The organism is Rhodanobacter sp. FW510-R10 (assembly GCF_058781105.1).
Genome location: NZ_JBYSWL010000001.1, coordinates 2,920,024 through 2,936,295 on the forward strand (window position 1 = coordinate 2,920,024; position 16,272 = coordinate 2,936,295).

Here is a 16,272-nt window from a genome sequence, read left to right on the forward strand (position 1 = left end):
AGCGCAGTCTCGCGCATCTCGCAATCTGTGCAGGAAAGGCAGACTGACCCCGTTTCCGCGGATCAAGCTGCCGGCGCGCGCCTCAGGTGCCGGTCCAGCAAGTAGCCGAGCGCCCCACCGATGGCGATTGGCAACAAGGCGTAGATCGGCAGGAAGACCAGCGCAAGCGATGCCTGGGCGTCTGCCCTGAGATCCACCTCGTAGTGTCCCCACGCCAGGAAGGCAAAACCAAAGAGGGCGGGCAACACGAGCGATGCCGGACGCCTGTATGCCAGGCTGCAAGCCAGGATTGCGCCCCAGGCGATGGCGTTGAAGCCGCTGACAAACAAGAGCAGGCCAACGCTACCCAGCAGATATTGTCCCATCCAATCCAGGCCGCCCGGCAGTCGCGCCACAAACGGCAAGAGCACGCCAATCACGACAACCACGATCCGCGCGTTGCGCATGCTGGCCGTGTCATGGGTCATGAACGTGCATCCGGTGGGGCGCCAGCATCGTATTTTGATCCTGCATGATCAGCCAGTCGGCGCGAATGCGACGGCGCCGTGCCACGTTCATTCTGCCAGCCACTTGTACATGATCAGGGCGTCGACGTAGCCCATGATCGGATGATGGAATGCCTTTGGCAGGCGGCCGACCGTGGCGAAGCCAAGCCTGGTCCACAGCCTTATCGCGCCTTCGTTGCTGGATGCCACGAAATTGAACTGCATGGCCTGGTAGTCGAGCGCCCGGGCGACCAGTTGGGAGTGCGCGCACATGGCAGTCGCCAGCCCGCGCCCCCGGGCTTCCGCCGCGACCATGTAGCCGCAGTTGCAGACGTGGTCGCCGGGGCCGGCCTGGTTGGTCTTGATGTAGTACGAGCCGAGGACCTCGCCGTTCTCCTCGAACACGTAGGTGTGCCGGGGCGCATCGATCCAGAGCCTGGCGGCCTGCTCCTTGGTGATGTCGCGTGGGTAGGCGTAGGTTTCGCCGGCGGCGGCGATCTCGTGGAAGAACGGCCAGATCCGGTCGAAGTCTTCCCGCGTGGCTACCCGAATGTCCATAGCCTGATCACATCCCAGAAACATGGCATCGAAGCTTAGCCGATGGCTTGCCTGGCGTAGTTTTGCTTAGGAAACAAATGCACTGGATTCCCGCATTCGCGCACTGCTGTCCGGAACGTTTTCGGGAACCCCTGCGCCAAGGCGGCGCTGCTGTCTCTGGGGTCATTCCCGTGGAGTAACCTCCTCGGCGTCATTCCCGCGAAAGCGGGAATCCAGGCCCTTCGACGCCTCCTAGATTCCCGCTTTCGCGGGAATGCGAAGGGGAGAGTTCGGACGGCTTCAGAAGCCACGAGGTTAGGCGTGTATTGGGAGATTTTTGAGTCGAGGTCACGCATTTCGGCTCGTCGGCCTTGCACCACAAGGCTTCTGACGCCAACCCCAGATTTATTCCGGACAGCAGTGCGCGGAAGCGGGAATCCAGTGCCTTGGCTGTCACGGGCACCTAAAGGCACTGGATCCCCGCTTGACCGGCCCTTCGGCCGTTGAAAAGCGCCTCGCGGGGATGACGGTGGAGGGTGAGGTCCCGGCAAGGTGGCAGGGTGAGCCGGTATTTTTTGAGTCGACGTTGCGCGCGACAGACGCCCGGTCTTGCACCGCAACGCCTCCGGCGTCGAGGCACGAATTTATTCCGGACAGCAGTGCGCTTTCGCGGGAATGACGACCTTTGGGGATAACAGCTTGGGGATCGGTCAGAGTGCCCTAGAACGAACGCCCGTCGACAAACTTGCGCTGGACCGACGCCAGCTCGACATCTTCCAGGCAGCGCACGTTCACCGCGGCCATTTCGGTGCCGTTCGACGCGCCGAAGCCGAACGGCGCGCAACCGCAGTTCGGGCAGAAATGGTGCCTGATGACGTGCTTGTTGAAGGTATAGGTGACCAGCGCGGATTCCGGGCTGTACAGCGTGAACTGCGCGCGCGGCACGAACCAGAGCAGATAGCCCTTGCGACTGCAGTGTGAGCAGTTGCACTCCATGGCCTCGTCGAAACTGCCCTCGACCTCGAACCGGATCTGCCCGCAATGGCAACTGCCTTTGTGGCTCATGGGAACCTCCTTCTCTGCTTTCGCCAATCAATGCGGCAGCGGTGACGACCAGCATCACCGCATATAACCCAAGACTGTGCGGGCAAACCGGCCCGATGACCATGTGCCATGAGCTGGTATTCGAGACCAGCCATGTAGCTCCCTGCCTCGTCTACGCCTTGGGCGCCTTGATGTACTCCATGCGCCTGAAGCGCAACGCCGACCAGTCTTCGTCGATGGCGACCTGGCGCACCGTATCGAATCCCAGGCTGCGCATGACGTCCCATCCGGTGTCGCGGTTGAAGTCGCAGTGGTAGCGCCTGGACGCACCTTTCGGGTACGCAAACCAGACCAGGGCGTCGCCCTCGGCCTTGTCAGCAAGGACCTTGGACAAGGCCTCGACCTCGGCCCGTATGGTGACGAAAGCCAACACGAAATGGATGGCTTTCGCGCCCTTCGGATCGTGTAGCACCGACACCTCGTGAAGCGCGTGCAATTCAGGCTCGAAGGACAATGGTGCGTTCACCACCAGGATCTCGCCCTGTTGTTTCAGGTTCAACTTCTTGAACACCGGAGACATGCGCACTCCCGATCAAGGATGCTTGACGTTTGGATCGCACCAGGATGCCGAAACAGGGCCCCGTCGTCATTCCCGCGGAAGCGGGAATCCAATACACACACGATGGCTCCGACAACAACCCTGGATTCCCGCTTCCGCGGGAATGACGAGGAGGATGCATTGGAGCTTCCTTGAAACAGCGGACGGTCGTCAATGGCGAAATTGCCATGATCCAGGACGATCCGCGGAGTTTCAGCATTGATGGGAGCACGACTGTGGAACATCGCCGGTCATCAGAACAGCTCGCCTTGCGGGGTGGGCGGACGCGGCGGGACGAAGCGGGTGGTGTCCAGGCGCAGGTCGCGGGCGCGGTTGAGCCCATGGCGGTGACAGGCGATGCGGAAGCGCTTGCGCAGCAGGTCGGCGAACACGCCCTGGCCGTGCATGCGGGTGGCGAAGTCGCTGTCGTAGTCGCGGCCGCCATTCATCTGCTGCACCAGGCTCATGACGTGCCCGGCGCGCTGTGGCACGTGCAGCGCCAGCCATTCGCGGAACAGGGCCTTCAGCTCGTATGGCAGGCGCACCGTGGTATAGCCGGCCGAACGCGCGCCGGCCGCGGCGGCCTGCTCCAGCACCGCTTCCATGTCGCGGTCGTTCAGGGCGGGAATGATCGGCGCCACCATCACCCCGGCCGGCACGCCGGCGTCGACCAAGGTGCGGATGGCCTGGATGCGCCGATGCGGGGCGCTGGCGCGGGGCTCGAGTTTGGCCGCCAGGCGGTTGTCCAGCGAGTTGACCGACACGAACACCTGCACCAGGCGCTCGCGCGCCATCGGCACCAGGATGTCCAGGTCGCGCTCGACCAGCGCGTTCTTGGTGACGATGGTGCACGGGTGATGACACTCGGCCAGCAGCTCCAGCGCGGCGCGGGTCAAGCGCCAGCGTTTTTCCACCGGCTGGTAGGGATCGGTGTTGCTGCCGATGTTGATCGGGCTGACCACGTAGCTTGGCTTGGCCAGCTCCGCACGCAGCACTTCGGCCAGGTTGGTCTTGGCGCGCAGCCGGGTCTCAAAATCCAGCCCAGGCGACAGGTTGAGATAACCGTGCGACGGCCGCGCGTAGCAATAGATGCAGCCATGCTCGCAGCCGCGGTAGGGGTTGATCGCCTGGCTGAAGCCGATGTCCGGCGAATCGTTGCGACTGATCACGCTGCGCGCACGTTCCTCTGTGACTTCCGTGCGCGGGCGCGGCGCCTCCACGTCCAGCAGCGCGCTTTGCCAGCCGTCGTCCTCGGCGTGATGGCGGGTCGACTCGAAGCGGCCTTCGGGATTGGACGCAGCGCCTCTGCCCTTGATCAGGCGCGTCGCCGGCAAGGCATCCGATGGCGGTGGAGAGACGTCGTCCATGGGCGCAGTGTGCCAAGGCCGCGTCTCAGGTGGAGCGACATCACACCTGTAGAGTGAATACCACGACGCGCCAAGAACAGGTGCGAGCCCGCTGGCGAAAGCATCGCCAGCCAGCGGGCTCCTGCGACCATCCCACCACGACGTGGTTATTTGTCGACGGTCACCGGTTCGTCGGTCAGCTCGGCCTCGATCAGCGCGACCGGGATAACGCCGACATTCCAGACCCGCTTCATCAAGTCGCCCATCACGAACGGACGTCCGGCCTGGTCGTCGTCAAACTGGACACGCGCAATCAGGTGGTCCAGTTGCATCTTGCCGATGATGTAGCTCGGCCCATAGCCCGGCTGGCGCGCGTACAGCAACTGCTCGAAGCCAACCAGCTGGCTCTTGGCATCCGACCAATGGCGTGGTGTCCACTCGCCCTGGAAACGGCCGGCGCGATCGAGATCCCACTCGTTGGACTGCACGTACAGCGAGGCCAGGCCGCGGGCGGCGCGGTTGGCCGCGGCAATCCAGACCAGCTCGCGGCCGTGCGGCACATTGTCGTACAGCCCGGCCTGCATCAGCACTTCTTCCATCGCCGTGGCGAAACCTTCCGAACGCGTGTCGTGGATGTTGAACAAGGACGGCACGCGGCGGATCGGGCTGGCGTTCGGCTCGTATTTCATGCGCGCCAGGTCGATCCAGTGGGTCGAGTGCGACTGCAGCGGCAGCGGGTCGAGCGCGGTCATGAAGGTGAAGAAGTTGCGCTGCTCCGGTGGTGTGTAGACGCCCGCCTGCGCCATGAGCGCCGCGCGCAGCTCGGGCTTGTCGTCCACGAAACCGGTCTTGACCATGAAGTCGAACAGGTAGGTCGCCTTCTCCTGCGCCATCTTGTCGTAGGCGGCCGGGTCGGTGATCTCGCGGATTGGCGGCACATCGCGGTTGCGCAGCTCCTCCAGGCGCAGTGCGCTCAGGCTGCGGTCCAGCTCGCGCCGCATCAACAGCACCTGGGCATCCCAGTCGTAGGGAATGAGCTGGACGTTCTTCGCAAACCAGTTGTAGTTCTCCTTGCCGACCCCGGTTGGACCATTCTTCTTTGGCGCCTCGGCTGCCACCCAGGTAGCGAATTCATCGGTTGCCGCCTTGGCCTTGTGGATGGCCGACAGCAGGCGCGAGCTGGCGCCTTTCATGTTCGCCGGCACCGCACCGTCGAGCGTGCGCATCACCAGCTTGCCTTCGGCGAGCGCTGCCAGCGTGGCGCTCTGCTCCTTGAACGCACGATCGCCAAATTCCCATAAGCCCTTGGCGTTGCCGTCCTTCAGGTTGAGCTTGGCGGCCTGCAGGTTGGCCGGTATGGCCGCCAGCATGGCGGTGAGCTTCTTGTCGTCGGCCGCGCTCAGCGGATATTTGAAATCATAGAGGTCGATCACTGGCTGGGCATTCGGGCCTTCGCGTGCCGGCACGTCGCTCCAATCACTGAATACCGTCTGGTAGAAACTCGGGTCGCGGGCCCAAGGCGTCAGCACGCGAAAATCGAAATCGAGGCCGTTCATCTCGGCCTGGACCAGCTTGTAGTCGATCAAGGCGCCCTTGGGCCAACCCGTAATGTCAATTGCCTTCAGCCGCGCCTGATACCTGGGGAAAGCGGTGCGCTTGGCTGCGATGGCCGCGGGCGAGTAATCCGGCTTGAAGTCGCGTGTGACCGGCACGAGAAACTGGCGCCAGTCCGCAAACAAGGCCGTGAGCTCGGCATAGTTTGCCGGGTAGCTCCCCGGATCCGCCACCGCCGCGGGCTCGCCGGATGGCGCCGCCGGGACCTGCATGGCAGCCGCAGGAGCGACGCATGCGGCAAAGGCCAGGGCGATGCTGCAAGCAAAGGTTTTCATGGGTCTCTCCTGTGGAAACGTGAGCGGCCGCAGCCAGGATGCAATCGCAGAAGGAATGACCGCCCCGCGGGGCTGATCTCCTACAAGTTCCCCAAACGCCGCGGCCCGGCTGCAAAACTTAGCATGCCGCAAGGGCAAATGACGCAGCGTGCACAAACGTTTTTCGCGAGCCCGGCACCCCCTTTCGTTTCCGCGCAAAGTCATTAGACTCCGAGACACGGGCATGCGCCGGCAGACCGCCGGCCCCCGTGGTTCGCTGGAGGGCTTGCATGCAACCCACCGATATCAGCAACCCGCAGTATTTCCACAAGGTCGTCGATTGCCAGTGGGCGTGCCCCGCGCACACCCAGGTTCCACGCTACATCCGCATGATCGCGGCCGGCCGCTTCGACGATGCCTACCTGCTCAACTGGGACTCCAACGTCTTTCCCGGCATCCTCGGGCGCACCTGCGACCGGCCCTGTGAGCCGGCCTGCCGGCGCGGGCGCGTGGAAGATAACAACGGCGGGAAGGCGGAGCCGGTGGCGATCTGCCGACTGAAGCGGGTGGCCGCCGACCACCGCAGCGCCGACATCGAACGACGCATGCGCGAACGCCTGCCCGACCCGGTACCCGGCGCCGAATGTTTCCGCGTGGCCTGCGTGGGCGCCGGGCCATCTGCGCTCACCGTCGCCCGCGATCTGGTGCCGTTGGGCTACCGCGTCACCCTGTTCGAGGCCGATGCCAAGGGCGGCGGCTTCATGCGCACCCAGGTGCCCCGCTTCCGCCTGCCCGAGGCCGTGATCGACGAGGAAGTCGGCTACATCCTGAAGCTGGGCGTCGAGCTGGTCGGCCAGCGCCGGATCGATTCGTTGAAGGCCCTCTTGGCCGAAGGTTTCGATGCCATCTTCGTCGGCTGCGGTGCACCACGCGGGCGCGACCTGCACATCCCCGGCCGCGACGAGGCGGCGCGCCATATCCACGTCGGCATCGAGTGGTTGGCCTCGGTGTATTTCGAGCACATCAAGCGCGTAGGCAAGCGCGTGCTGGTGCTGGGCGGCGGCAACACCGCCATGGACTGTTGCCGCAGCGCCCGCCGCCTGGGTGGCGAGGAAGTCAGCGTAGTCGTGCGCTCGGGCTACGAGGAGATGAAGGCCAGCCCGTGGGAGAAGGAGGACGCCGAGCACGAAGGCGTCAAGATCCTCAACTGGCTGAACCCGAAGGCCTTCGTGCACGAAGACGGCAAACTGACCGGCATGTGGTTCACGCCCATGCATGCCACGGTGGACGCCAACGGCAAGCGCAAGCTGGTGCCGACCGGCGAGCCTGACCGGCTGATCGAGTGCGACGAGGTGCTGATCGCGGTGGGCCAGGAAAACGCCTTCCCGTGGATCGAGCGCGACCTCGGCATGGCCTTCGACGAATGGGGCATGCCGGTGCTCGACGAGCTGACCATGCAGTCGTCCCTGCCCCGGGTGTTCTTTGGCGGCGATGCGGCCTTCGGGCCCAAGAACATCATCTGGGCGGTCGAGCACGGCCATCAGGCCGCGGTCTCCATCCACAACCTGCTGCAGCGCCAGGACGTACGCCAGCGGCCGCCGCCGCTGACCAACCTCGTGTCGCAGAAGATGGGCATCCACGAGTGGAGCTACGACAACGACATCTCCCCCGACGAGCGCTACGTGGTGCCGTGGGCGCCCAAAGAGCTGACGCTCAGCAACATCCATCAGGAAGTCGAACTTGGTTTCGACCTGCAGACCGCGTGGAAGGAAGCCCAACGCTGCCTCAACTGTGACGTGCAGACCGTGTTCACCAAGGACATCTGCATCGAGTGCGATGCCTGCGTGGACGCCTGCCCGATGGATTGCATCACATTTACCGCCGACGGCCCGGAGCTGGAGCTGCGCGAACGCCTGACCGCGCCGGCGCAGAACCTCGATCAGGCCTTGTACGTGTCCGGCCCAGTCAAGACCGGCAGGATCATGGTCAAGGACGAGGACGTCTGCCTGCATTGTGGCATCTGTGCGGAGCGCTGCCCGACCGGCGCCTGGGACATGCACCGCTACCTGTTTGCCGAGTCACACGCCGGGGAAGGTGAAACCGCCACACTCTCCGTCTCGCCGCGACAGAAGGTGACGACTTGAAGCTTCCACATCGCCGCAAGGTGGCCGCATGAACCCAATCCAGGCCACGAACGACTTCGTCGTCAAGTTTGCCAACGTCAATGGCTCGGGCTCCGCCTCTGCCAATGAGCTGTTCGCCAAATCCATCCTGCGCATGGGCGTGCCGGTCAGCCCGCGCAACATCTTCCCCTCGAACATCCAGGGCCTGCCGACCTGGTACGAAGTACGCGTCAGCGAGGCGGGCTGGCTCGGTCGCCGCGGCGGCTACGACCTCATGGTGGCGATGAACCCGCAAACCTGGGACGCTGACATTGCCGGTATCGCGCCCGGCGGCTACCTGTTCTACGACTCCAGCAAGCCGCTGGCGAAGGCCAAGTTCCGCGACGACGTCACCACGCTTGGTGTGCCGCTGACCGTCTTGGCCAACCGGCATTGGGACGATCCACGGCAACGCCAGTTGTTCAAGAACATCATGTACCTCGGCGCGCTCTCGGCGCTGCTGGGCATCGAGCGCGACGTGGTCGTGCAGCTGATTGGCGAGCAGTATCGACGCAAGCCGGCACTGCAGGAGCCCAATGTGCGCGCGCTCGATCTCGGCCGCACCTACGCCACGGACAACTTCGCTCCGCTCGCCCTGCACGTGGAGCGGCGCGATGCGGTGGGCCAGCGCATTTTCGTGGACGGCAACCACGCCGCGGCCCTGGGCATGGTGTACGGTGGCGCCACGGTTTGTGCGTGGTATCCCATTACCCCGTCTTCGTCGCTGGCCGAAACGTTCCAGGCTTACTGCGCCAAGCTGCGCGTGGACAAGGCAACCGGCAAGCACAACTACGCGATCGTGCAGGCCGAGGACGAGATTGCCTCGATAGGCATCGTCACCGGCGCGGGCTGGAACGGCGCACGGGCGTTCACCGCCACGTCCGGCCCCGGCATCTCGCTGATGAACGAATTCATCGGCCTGGCCTACTTCGCCGAGATTCCGGTCACTATCGTCGACGTGCAGCGCGGCGGCCCGTCCACCGGCATGCCGACGCGCACCCAGCAATCGGACGTGCTGTTTTGCGCGCACGCCTCACATGGCGACACCAACCACGTGCTGCTGTTTCCCGAGGACCCGCACGAGTGCTTCGAGTTTGCCGCCACAGCCCTGGATCTGGCAGATCGGCTGCAAACCCCGGTATTCGTGCTGAGCGATCTGGACATCGGCATGAACAGCCGCCTGTGCAAGCCATTTGCCTGGGACGAGGCGCGCCGCTACGACCGCGGCAAGGTGCTCAGCACTGGGCAACTCGAAGCCGGGGTACCGTTTGGCCGCTACCGCGACGTGGATGGCGACGGCATCCCCTATCGCACCTATCCGGGCACGCATCCAACCCGCGGCAGCTTCTTCACCCGTGGCACGAGCAAGAACGCCGACGCCAAGTACTCGGAAAAAGGCGAGGACTATATCGAGAACATGCAGCGCCTGCAGCGCAAGCTCGCCACGGCCAGGACGCTCGTACCGCAACCTATCCTGCGCCGCGCACGCCAGTCCACGCGCCGTGGCGTGATCTATTATGGATCCACCGCCCCGGCCATGGACGAAGCCATTGCCCGGCTCGACGCCGACGGTACGCACGTCGATGCGCTGCGCGTGCGCGCCTATCCGTTTGCCGACGCCGTGCTGGACTTCATCGACCAGCACGACCAGGTCCTGGTGGTCGAGCAGAACCGCGACGCGCAGTTGCGCGCCTTGCTGATCGAACAATTCGAGGTCGACCCCGCGCGCCTCATTCCCGTCCTGCACTACGACGGCACCCCCATCACCGCCCGCTTCATCGTGCGGACGATCGGTGAGCACGTGGGCCAGTCGGAAGCTGTGGCGGCACGCACCGACAAGGTGGCATGAGATGACCTACCTGCCCAAGCCCAAGCTTCACCATCCCTCGCTGCAACGCAACCGCGTCGGCTTTACGCGGCGCGACTACGAAGGCGCGGTCTCCACCATGTGCGCCGGCTGCGGCCACGACTCGATTTCGGCGGCGATCATCCAGGCCTGTTGGGAGCTGGACATCCAGCCGCACCGCGTGGCGAAGATTTCCGGCATCGGCTGCAGTTCCAAGACCCCGACGTATTTCCTTTCCGCCTCGCACGGCTTCAATGCCGTGCACGGGCGCATGCCCTCGGTGCTCACCGGCGCCAACCTCGCCAACCGCGAGCTGCTCTATCTTGGCGTCTCCGGGGACGGCGACTCGGCCTCGATCGGTATCGGCCAGTTCGTGCATGCGCTGCGGCGCGGCGTGGACATGGTCTACATCGTCGAGAACAACGGCGTGTACGGCCTGACCAAGGGCCAGTTCTCGGCCACCGCCGACCAGGGCAGCAAGTCGAAAAAGGGCGCGATCAACACTGACGCGCCCGTGGATATGGTCGGCATGGCGCTGCAGCTGGGCGCGAGCTTCGTGGCCCGCAGCTTCTCCGGCGACAAGGCCCAGCTGGTGCCGCTGCTGAAAGCCGCGATGAGCCACAAGGGCGCCGCGTTCCTGGACGTGATCAGTCCCTGCGTCACCTTCAACAACCACGAAGGCAGCACCAAGAGCTACGACTACGTGCGCGAGCACAACCACGCCCTGTGCCGCATGGACTTCATCCCCCACCACGCCGAGATCACTGCCGACTACGCGCCCGGCGAGGTGCACGAAGTGACCCAGCACGACGGCAGCGTTCTGCGCCTGCACAAGCTGCCGGAAAGCCACGACAGCAGCGACCGCGTCGGCGCCATGAACTACCTGCACGCTTGCCAGGCACGTGGCGAGATCGTCACCGGCCTGCTTTACGTCGACCCCGACGCCGCCGACCTGCACGCGCACCTGGACACCACGCCGGTGGCGTTCAACACGCTGGGCGAAGCCGAGCTATGCCCAGGAACGGCGGCACTGGAGGCGATCAACGCCGGCCTGCGCTGAGCGTCGACGTCACGGCACATTGAACCGGTGGCCGCGCGGCCCCATGTGCGCTGGTGAGTCGCACGCCGCGGCGGTGCATGCGGCGTCTGCGGAAAACCCCAAGGAGGATGCATGAACAGTCTCGAAGGCAAGGTCGCGATCATTACCGGCGCGGCCAGCGGCATCGGCAAGGCGATTTCCTGCTTGTATGCCAAGGAAGGTGCGCGGGTTGCGATTGCCGACATCAACCAGCAGGCCGCCGACCGGGCCGCCGCTGAAATCAACGCGGCCGGCGGCAAGGCCATTGGCATTGCGATGGACGTCACCAACGAGGATGCGGTCAACGCCGGCACCGATCGGGTCGTGGCGCAGTTCGGTGCGCTCGACATCCTGGTCTCCAACGCCGGGGTGCAGATCGTCCATCCGCTCGAGGAGTTTCCGTTTGCCGAGTGGAAGAAGATGCTGGCCATCCATCTCGATGGCGGCTTTCTCACCACCAAGGCCGCGCTCAAGTACATGTACCAGGGCGACCGTGGCGGCACCGTCATCTACATGGGCTCGGTGCACTCACACGAGGCTTCGAAGCTCAAGGCCCCCTATGTCACCGCCAAGCACGGCCTGCTTGGCCTGGCCCGGACCCTGGCCAAGGAAGGCGCGCCGCATCATGTGCGCTCGCACGTGATCTGCCCGGGCTTCGTGCGCACGCCACTGGTGGAAAAGCAGATACCCGAGCAGGCCAAGGAACTCGGCATCAGCGAGGAAGACGTGATCAGGAACGTCATGCTCAAGGACACGGTCGACGGCACGTTCACCACGGTCGAGGACATCGCGCAGACCGCGCTGTTCCTGGCTGCCTTCCCGTCCGCGGCACTGACCGGGCAGTCGATCGTGGTCAGCCACGGCTGGTTCATGCAATAGCCGTGGACGTTGCCACGCCTCCCTCATCGCTGGCCACCCGAGTCACCGCTTACGACACCATCGCGCTGGCGCTGCAGGGCGGTGGAGCGCTCGGCGCATATCAGGCTGGTGTGTATGAAGCGCTCGATGCGGCGGGCATCGTGCCCAACCGCCTGTCCGGCATTTCCATCGGCGCGCTGAATTCCGCAATCATTGCCGGCAATTCGCCGGAACGTCGGGTCGAGCGCCTGCGCGAGTTCTGGGACACGATTTGCAGCACCGCGCCGGGCGTGCCATGGCTCGACCCCAGCACCTGGCCGGCGGCCCTGGTCGACCGCCTAGGGGAACTCGCGGCTTGGCGCGCCGTGCTTGGCGGGCAAGCCGGGTTTTTCCACCCGCGCGTGCTGCCACCAATCGGCTTCGGGCTGCGCACGTCACCAGACCAGGTCAGCTGGTACGACACCGCACCGTTGCGCGAGACGCTGGAGCAGCTGGTGGATTTCGATCGCCTCAACGATGCGCGTGCCCTGCACGTCGTAGTCAGCGCAGTCAATGTGCGTACCGGCAACTTCACGCGCTTCGACAACCGGCGGCAACGTCTTGGCGCCGAACACTTCATGGCATCTGGTGCGTTGCCGCCCGGTTTGCCGCCAATCCTCATTGATGGCGAGTATTACTGGGACGGAGGCGTGGTCTCCAACACGCCGCTGTACGAGGTGTTGCAGGAGGAACCGGGTCGCAACACGCTGGTCTTCCAGGTGGACCTGTGGAGCGCACGCGGCGCGCTGCCGCATGATTTGATGGATGCGGCGGAGCGCCGCAAGGAAATCCAGTATTCCAGCCGCACGCGTTTCTTCACCGAGTTCATGCGACAAACGCAGGAGCAACGTAGCCTCGTGCACGACTTGATGGCGCTGGTGCCGGAGGCCCTGCGGGGTAAGGCCGCCTATCGCCGCGCCGAGGCGCAGCAGTCGATCGCGCTGACCAACGTCATCCACCTGATCTACACCGGCAAGTCGTCCGCCGCACATTTCCGCGATTTCGAGTTCAGCAAGGACAGCATGCGCAGGCACTGGCAGTCGGGGCTGGATGACATGCACCGCACGCTGTCCCACCCCGATTGGCTCACACCACCGGATGCCGAGCATCCGTTCGTGACGCACGACCTGCACCGCGTCGAACACGCGTAGCCGTTCGAGCGGGCGCTGCCCGCCAAGCAGCCAGGCCGCCGCATCGCCTGGCGCCGTGGTGCCGATGCCACGATTTGAACTGGCCGGGCGCGGGAAACTTCCGCGCTATGATGCGGCGAGCACTCGGTGACCTCGTTGGGCAGCGCGCATGGACCCCGAACCATTCCATCGCATCCACATCGGATATGCATGGTGAACCGCGTGACACAACGGCTGGGCAAGGCCCTCGCCCGCTATCTCAACCGGCCATCGCGCGGTCCCTATCCGCATTGGCCAGCCGACCTGGGCACCTTGCAACGCATCCTTCGCCCAGCCGACGTGGTGCTGGTGGAAGGACGCGCGCGCATCAGCACCGCAATCAAGTACCTCACCCAGTCCACCTGGTCACACGTGGCACTGTATGTGGGCGAGTATGCCGGCCGCACGCTGGATGGCAGCCACCACCTGCTGGTGGAGGCCGACACCGAGCTCGGCATCCACTTGTTCGACCTGCGCCGGATCGGTGACCTGCACCTGCGCATCTGCCGCCCCGTGGGCCTGGATGATGCTGACGCGCACCGCGTGGTCGATTACGTGATGGCGCGACTGGGCCAGCAATATGACCTGCGGAACATCTTCGACCTCGCCCGCTACCTGCTGCCCGCCCCACCCGTGCCCACTGCATGGCGCCGGCGCATGCTCGCCTTGGGCAGCGGCGACCCGACCCGGGCGATCTGCTCTACCCTGATCGCCGAGGCGTTCCAGTCGATCCCCTACCCAATCCTGCCGACCGTGCGCGTCGAATCGGCCATTACGCCGGAATGCCATGATTGCGTGCGCGAGATCTACCACATCCGCAACCACCGCCTGTACACGCCGCGCGACTTCGACGTGTCGCCATACTTCCAGGTCATCAAGCCCACGATCTCCCGTGGTTTCGACTACCACCAGCTCACCTGGGATCCACCTCCACCCACGGCTTGAGTGCGCGCCAGTCGGCACCACGTTGCGATACCAATACGGGGACGGCCCTGGTCGCGACGACGCCGCTGCGGCACACTCGGGATGACTGCTGAATGTTCGCCATGCGCATCGTTTCCCATACCTGTTCGAACACCGAGATCATTTGCGCGCTGGGCTGTGCCGACCTGCTGGTGGGCGTAGATGCCGATTCCGACTGTCCGCCGGATGTCGTGACCAAACTGCCCAAGTTGGGCCGTGATCTGACGCTCGACGTGGATGCGGTACGCAGACTTGCTCCGGATCTGGTGCTGACTTCACTCACCGTGCCCGGCCATGAGCGTGTGGTCGCAGCGCTCGAGGCCGCGGGCCTGCAGACGCTGGTTTGCGACCCGCAGTCGCTGGACGATGTCTACTCCGACATTCGCCGCATCGCCGCTGCGCTCGGCGTGACCGGACGCGGCGCTGAACTGGTGGCGTCGATGCGTTCAGCCATGCCTGCTGTCACGCCGCAAGGCGAACGTCCACGCGTCCTGGTCGAATGGTGGCCCAAGCCGGTGATCGCGGCGGCGCGGCACTCCTGGGTCAACGACATCATCTGGCTGGCCGGTGGCCGCAACCCGTGGAGCGCGGTCGACGCCAAGAGCGTGCCGCTGGAGTATGCGGACGCGGCGGCACAACAACCGCAGTTGGTGGTGATGAGCTGGTGCGGGGTGAAGGTCGAGCACTACCGCGCGGACAAGGTGCGCACGCGTCCCGGATGGAATCAGGTGCCGGCAGTCACGCATGACCGCATCGTCCCCATCAGCGAGGAGTTCCTGGGCCGTCCCGGTCCACGGCTGGTCGAAGGCTATCGCAAGCTGCGCGCCGCCATCGCTGCCATCGCGACCTGAACGTGTCGAAGACTGTGGCAAGCTGCGCGACCCGAGGTCACAAGGGGCCGCGCCCAACCTCGACGCCCGCCGCTCCCGCTGCGCCAGCAATCACCGTCTGCTGTAACGGCACAAGGCCTTGCAGTGGCGGGCGCGACGTCGCAGAGTGCCGCGCATGATTATTTCCTCTACCCTGGACTACCGTGCCGCGGCCAGGCGCCGCCTGCCGCCGTTCCTGTTCCACTACATCGACGGCGGCGCCTATGACGAGGCGACGCTGCGGCGCAACGTGGAAGACCTGCAAGGCCTGGCACTACGTCAACGCGTGCTGCAAGGAGTCGACACCGTCGACCTGTCGACTGAATTGTTTGGCGAAAAGCTCAGCCTGCCGCTGGCCCTGGCCCCGGTGGGACTGACTGGCATGTACGCGCGCCGCGGCGAAGTGCAGGCAGCGCGGGCCGCGGCAAGCCGGGGCGTGGCGTTCACCCTGTCCACGGTTTCAATCTGCCCGATCGAGGAGGTGCAGCGGCAAAGCACGCGTCCGATCTGGTTCCAGCTCTATGTGCTCAAGGACCGTGGCTTCATGCGCAGCGTGCTGGAGCGCGCGTGGTCCGTGGGCGTGCGCACGTTGGTGTTCACCGTCGACCTGCCGGTGCCCGGCGCCCGTTATCGCGATGCGCACTCGGGCCTGTCGGGCCCAAGCGTGGTACTGCGTCGCGCCCTGCAGGCCGCGTGCCACCCGCGCTGGGCCTGGGACGTGGGACTGCGCGGCCGGCCCCACGACCTCGGCAATATCTCGGCCTATCTCGGCAAGCGCATCACGCTGGAAGACTACGTCGGGTGGTTGGGACGCAACTTCGACCCGGGCATTGCCTGGCCTGATCTGGCCTGGATCCGCGAAGCCTGGAAGGGCAGCCTGCTGCTCAAGGGCATCCTCGATCCGGAGGATGCGCGCGAGGCGGTACGGCTCGGCGCCGATGGCATCGTGGTCTCCAACCATGGCGGACGCCAGCTCGATGGCGTGCTGTCCTCGGCTCGCGCCCTGCCGGCCATCGTCGAGGCGGTCAAGGGGCAATTGAAGATACTGGCCGATTCCGGCGTTCGTTCGGGACTCGACGTGGTGCGCATGCTGGCGCTGGGTGCCGACGCCGTACTGCTCGGCCGCCCGTTTGCGTACGCGCTCGGTGCTGCAGGCGAGCGCGGCGTCGCCCACGTACTCGACCTGATTGCCAGCGAGATGCGCGTGGCCATGACCCTGACCGGCGCCAAGGCGATTGCCGATATTTCGGCGGAGAATCTGGTGCGGGTGCGCCCAACGCCACCGTAAGCGCCACCACCCAGACACCCTTGCCTCTACCACCCGGGAGCAAGAGCCCTCCTTAAACCAAGCCTCTCCCCTGGCTTTGCCGGGGAAGAGGGTGGGGATTAGAGGGCCGCTTTGGGGAGGCG

General features: G+C 65.1%; 14 protein-coding genes. 8 read left to right on the plus strand and 6 right to left on the minus strand.

Annotated elements, in window-relative coordinates; genetic code table 11:
* Window positions 1-62: 62 nt before the first annotated feature.
* The 6 genes from AC3WJB_RS12765 to AC3WJB_RS12790 all read right to left on the minus strand — a co-directional run bounded on the left by AC3WJB_RS12765 (window position 63) and on the right by AC3WJB_RS12790 (window position 5,899).
* A complete protein-coding gene (locus AC3WJB_RS12765; protein ID WP_492682094.1) occupies window positions 63-467 on the minus strand; it encodes a hypothetical protein in 405 nt (134 codons plus the stop codon).
* A gap of 87 nt (window positions 468-554) precedes the next feature.
* Window positions 555-1,043, minus strand: a complete 489-nt coding sequence (locus AC3WJB_RS12770; protein ID WP_492682096.1) for a GNAT family N-acetyltransferase — start codon at window positions 1,041-1,043, stop codon at window positions 555-557.
* Between the two features lie 699 nt (window positions 1,044-1,742).
* On the minus strand, window positions 1,743-2,087 hold the full coding sequence (locus AC3WJB_RS12775) for a GFA family protein (RefSeq protein WP_492682098.1): 345 nt from the start codon (window positions 2,085-2,087) through the stop codon (window positions 1,743-1,745).
* 151 nt (window positions 2,088-2,238) lie between these two features.
* Window positions 2,239-2,646 carry a hypothetical protein gene (locus AC3WJB_RS12780; protein ID WP_492682100.1) on the minus strand — a complete coding sequence of 136 codons (408 nt, stop codon included), beginning with the start codon at window positions 2,644-2,646 and terminating at the stop codon, window positions 2,239-2,241.
* A gap of 272 nt (window positions 2,647-2,918) precedes the next feature.
* A complete protein-coding gene (locus AC3WJB_RS12785; protein WP_492682102.1) occupies window positions 2,919-4,031 on the minus strand; it encodes a PA0069 family radical SAM protein in 1,113 nt (370 codons plus the stop codon).
* Between the two features lie 146 nt (window positions 4,032-4,177).
* Window positions 4,178-5,899 (minus strand): DUF885 family protein, encoded by a 1,722-nt coding sequence (locus AC3WJB_RS12790; protein WP_492682104.1) that lies wholly within the window; start codon window positions 5,897-5,899, stop codon window positions 4,178-4,180.
* A 269-nt stretch (window positions 5,900-6,168) separates the two neighbouring features.
* Here AC3WJB_RS12790 and AC3WJB_RS12795 point away from each other — a divergent pair, with 269 nt between their 5' ends.
* From AC3WJB_RS12795 to lldD, 8 genes are all read left to right on the plus strand, one after another.
* Window positions 6,169-8,022 (plus strand): FAD-dependent oxidoreductase, encoded by a 1,854-nt coding sequence (locus tag AC3WJB_RS12795; RefSeq protein WP_492682106.1) that lies wholly within the window; start codon window positions 6,169-6,171, stop codon window positions 8,020-8,022.
* Window positions 8,023-8,050: 28 nt separating this feature from the next.
* On the plus strand, window positions 8,051-9,889 hold the full coding sequence (locus tag AC3WJB_RS12800) for a 2-oxoacid:acceptor oxidoreductase subunit alpha (RefSeq protein WP_492682108.1): 1,839 nt from the start codon (window positions 8,051-8,053) through the stop codon (window positions 9,887-9,889).
* Between the two features lies 1 nt (window position 9,890).
* A complete protein-coding gene (locus tag AC3WJB_RS12805; protein ID WP_492682110.1) occupies window positions 9,891-10,946 on the plus strand; it encodes a 2-oxoacid:ferredoxin oxidoreductase subunit beta in 1,056 nt (351 codons plus the stop codon).
* A gap of 111 nt (window positions 10,947-11,057) precedes the next feature.
* A complete protein-coding gene (locus AC3WJB_RS12810) occupies window positions 11,058-11,843 on the plus strand; it encodes a 3-hydroxybutyrate dehydrogenase (RefSeq protein ID WP_492682112.1) in 786 nt (261 codons plus the stop codon).
* Between the two features lie 2 nt (window positions 11,844-11,845).
* On the plus strand, window positions 11,846-13,012 hold the full coding sequence (locus AC3WJB_RS12815; protein ID WP_492682114.1) for a DUF3734 domain-containing protein: 1,167 nt from the start codon (window positions 11,846-11,848) through the stop codon (window positions 13,010-13,012).
* A 201-nt stretch (window positions 13,013-13,213) separates the two neighbouring features.
* The gene (locus AC3WJB_RS12820) at window positions 13,214-13,975 is read left to right on the plus strand and encodes a C40 family peptidase (RefSeq protein WP_492682116.1); all 762 of its coding nucleotides are present in this window, start codon (window positions 13,214-13,216) and stop codon (window positions 13,973-13,975) included.
* Window positions 13,976-14,076: 101 nt separating this feature from the next.
* Window positions 14,077-14,844 carry an ABC transporter substrate-binding protein gene (locus AC3WJB_RS12825; RefSeq protein WP_492682118.1) on the plus strand — a complete coding sequence of 256 codons (768 nt, stop codon included), beginning with the start codon at window positions 14,077-14,079 and terminating at the stop codon, window positions 14,842-14,844.
* 154 nt (window positions 14,845-14,998) lie between these two features.
* Entirely contained in the window at window positions 14,999-16,150 is a 1,152-nt protein-coding gene (gene lldD / locus AC3WJB_RS12830; protein ID WP_492682120.1) for an FMN-dependent L-lactate dehydrogenase LldD, read from the plus strand.
* Window positions 16,151-16,272 lie beyond the last annotated feature (122 nt).

Excerpts from the sequence above, each read along its gene's own strand:
- AC3WJB_RS12825 (WP_492682118.1), top strand. The coding sequence starts at position 14,077 with ATGCGCATCGTTTCCCATACCTGTTCGAACACCGAGATCATTTGCGCG.
- AC3WJB_RS12795 (WP_492682106.1), top strand. The coding sequence starts at position 6,169 with ATGCAACCCACCGATATCAGCAACCCGCAGTATTTCCACAAGGTCGTC.
- AC3WJB_RS12790 (WP_492682104.1), bottom strand. The coding sequence starts at position 5,899 with ATGAAAACCTTTGCTTGCAGCATCGCCCTGGCCTTTGCCGCATGCGTC.
- AC3WJB_RS12775 (WP_492682098.1), bottom strand. The coding sequence starts at position 2,087 with ATGAGCCACAAAGGCAGTTGCCATTGCGGGCAGATCCGGTTCGAGGTC.
- AC3WJB_RS12810 (WP_492682112.1), top strand. The coding sequence starts at position 11,058 with ATGAACAGTCTCGAAGGCAAGGTCGCGATCATTACCGGCGCGGCCAGC.
- lldD (WP_492682120.1), top strand. The coding sequence starts at position 14,999 with ATGATTATTTCCTCTACCCTGGACTACCGTGCCGCGGCCAGGCGCCGC.
- AC3WJB_RS12780 (WP_492682100.1), bottom strand. The coding sequence starts at position 2,646 with ATGTCTCCGGTGTTCAAGAAGTTGAACCTGAAACAACAGGGCGAGATC.
- AC3WJB_RS12770 (WP_492682096.1), bottom strand. The coding sequence starts at position 1,043 with ATGGACATTCGGGTAGCCACGCGGGAAGACTTCGACCGGATCTGGCCG.
- AC3WJB_RS12805 (WP_492682110.1), top strand. The coding sequence starts at position 9,891 with ATGACCTACCTGCCCAAGCCCAAGCTTCACCATCCCTCGCTGCAACGC.
- AC3WJB_RS12765 (WP_492682094.1), bottom strand. The coding sequence starts at position 467 with ATGACCCATGACACGGCCAGCATGCGCAACGCGCGGATCGTGGTTGTC.
- AC3WJB_RS12800 (WP_492682108.1), top strand. The coding sequence starts at position 8,051 with ATGAACCCAATCCAGGCCACGAACGACTTCGTCGTCAAGTTTGCCAAC.
- AC3WJB_RS12785 (WP_492682102.1), bottom strand. The coding sequence starts at position 4,031 with ATGGACGACGTCTCTCCACCGCCATCGGATGCCTTGCCGGCGACGCGC.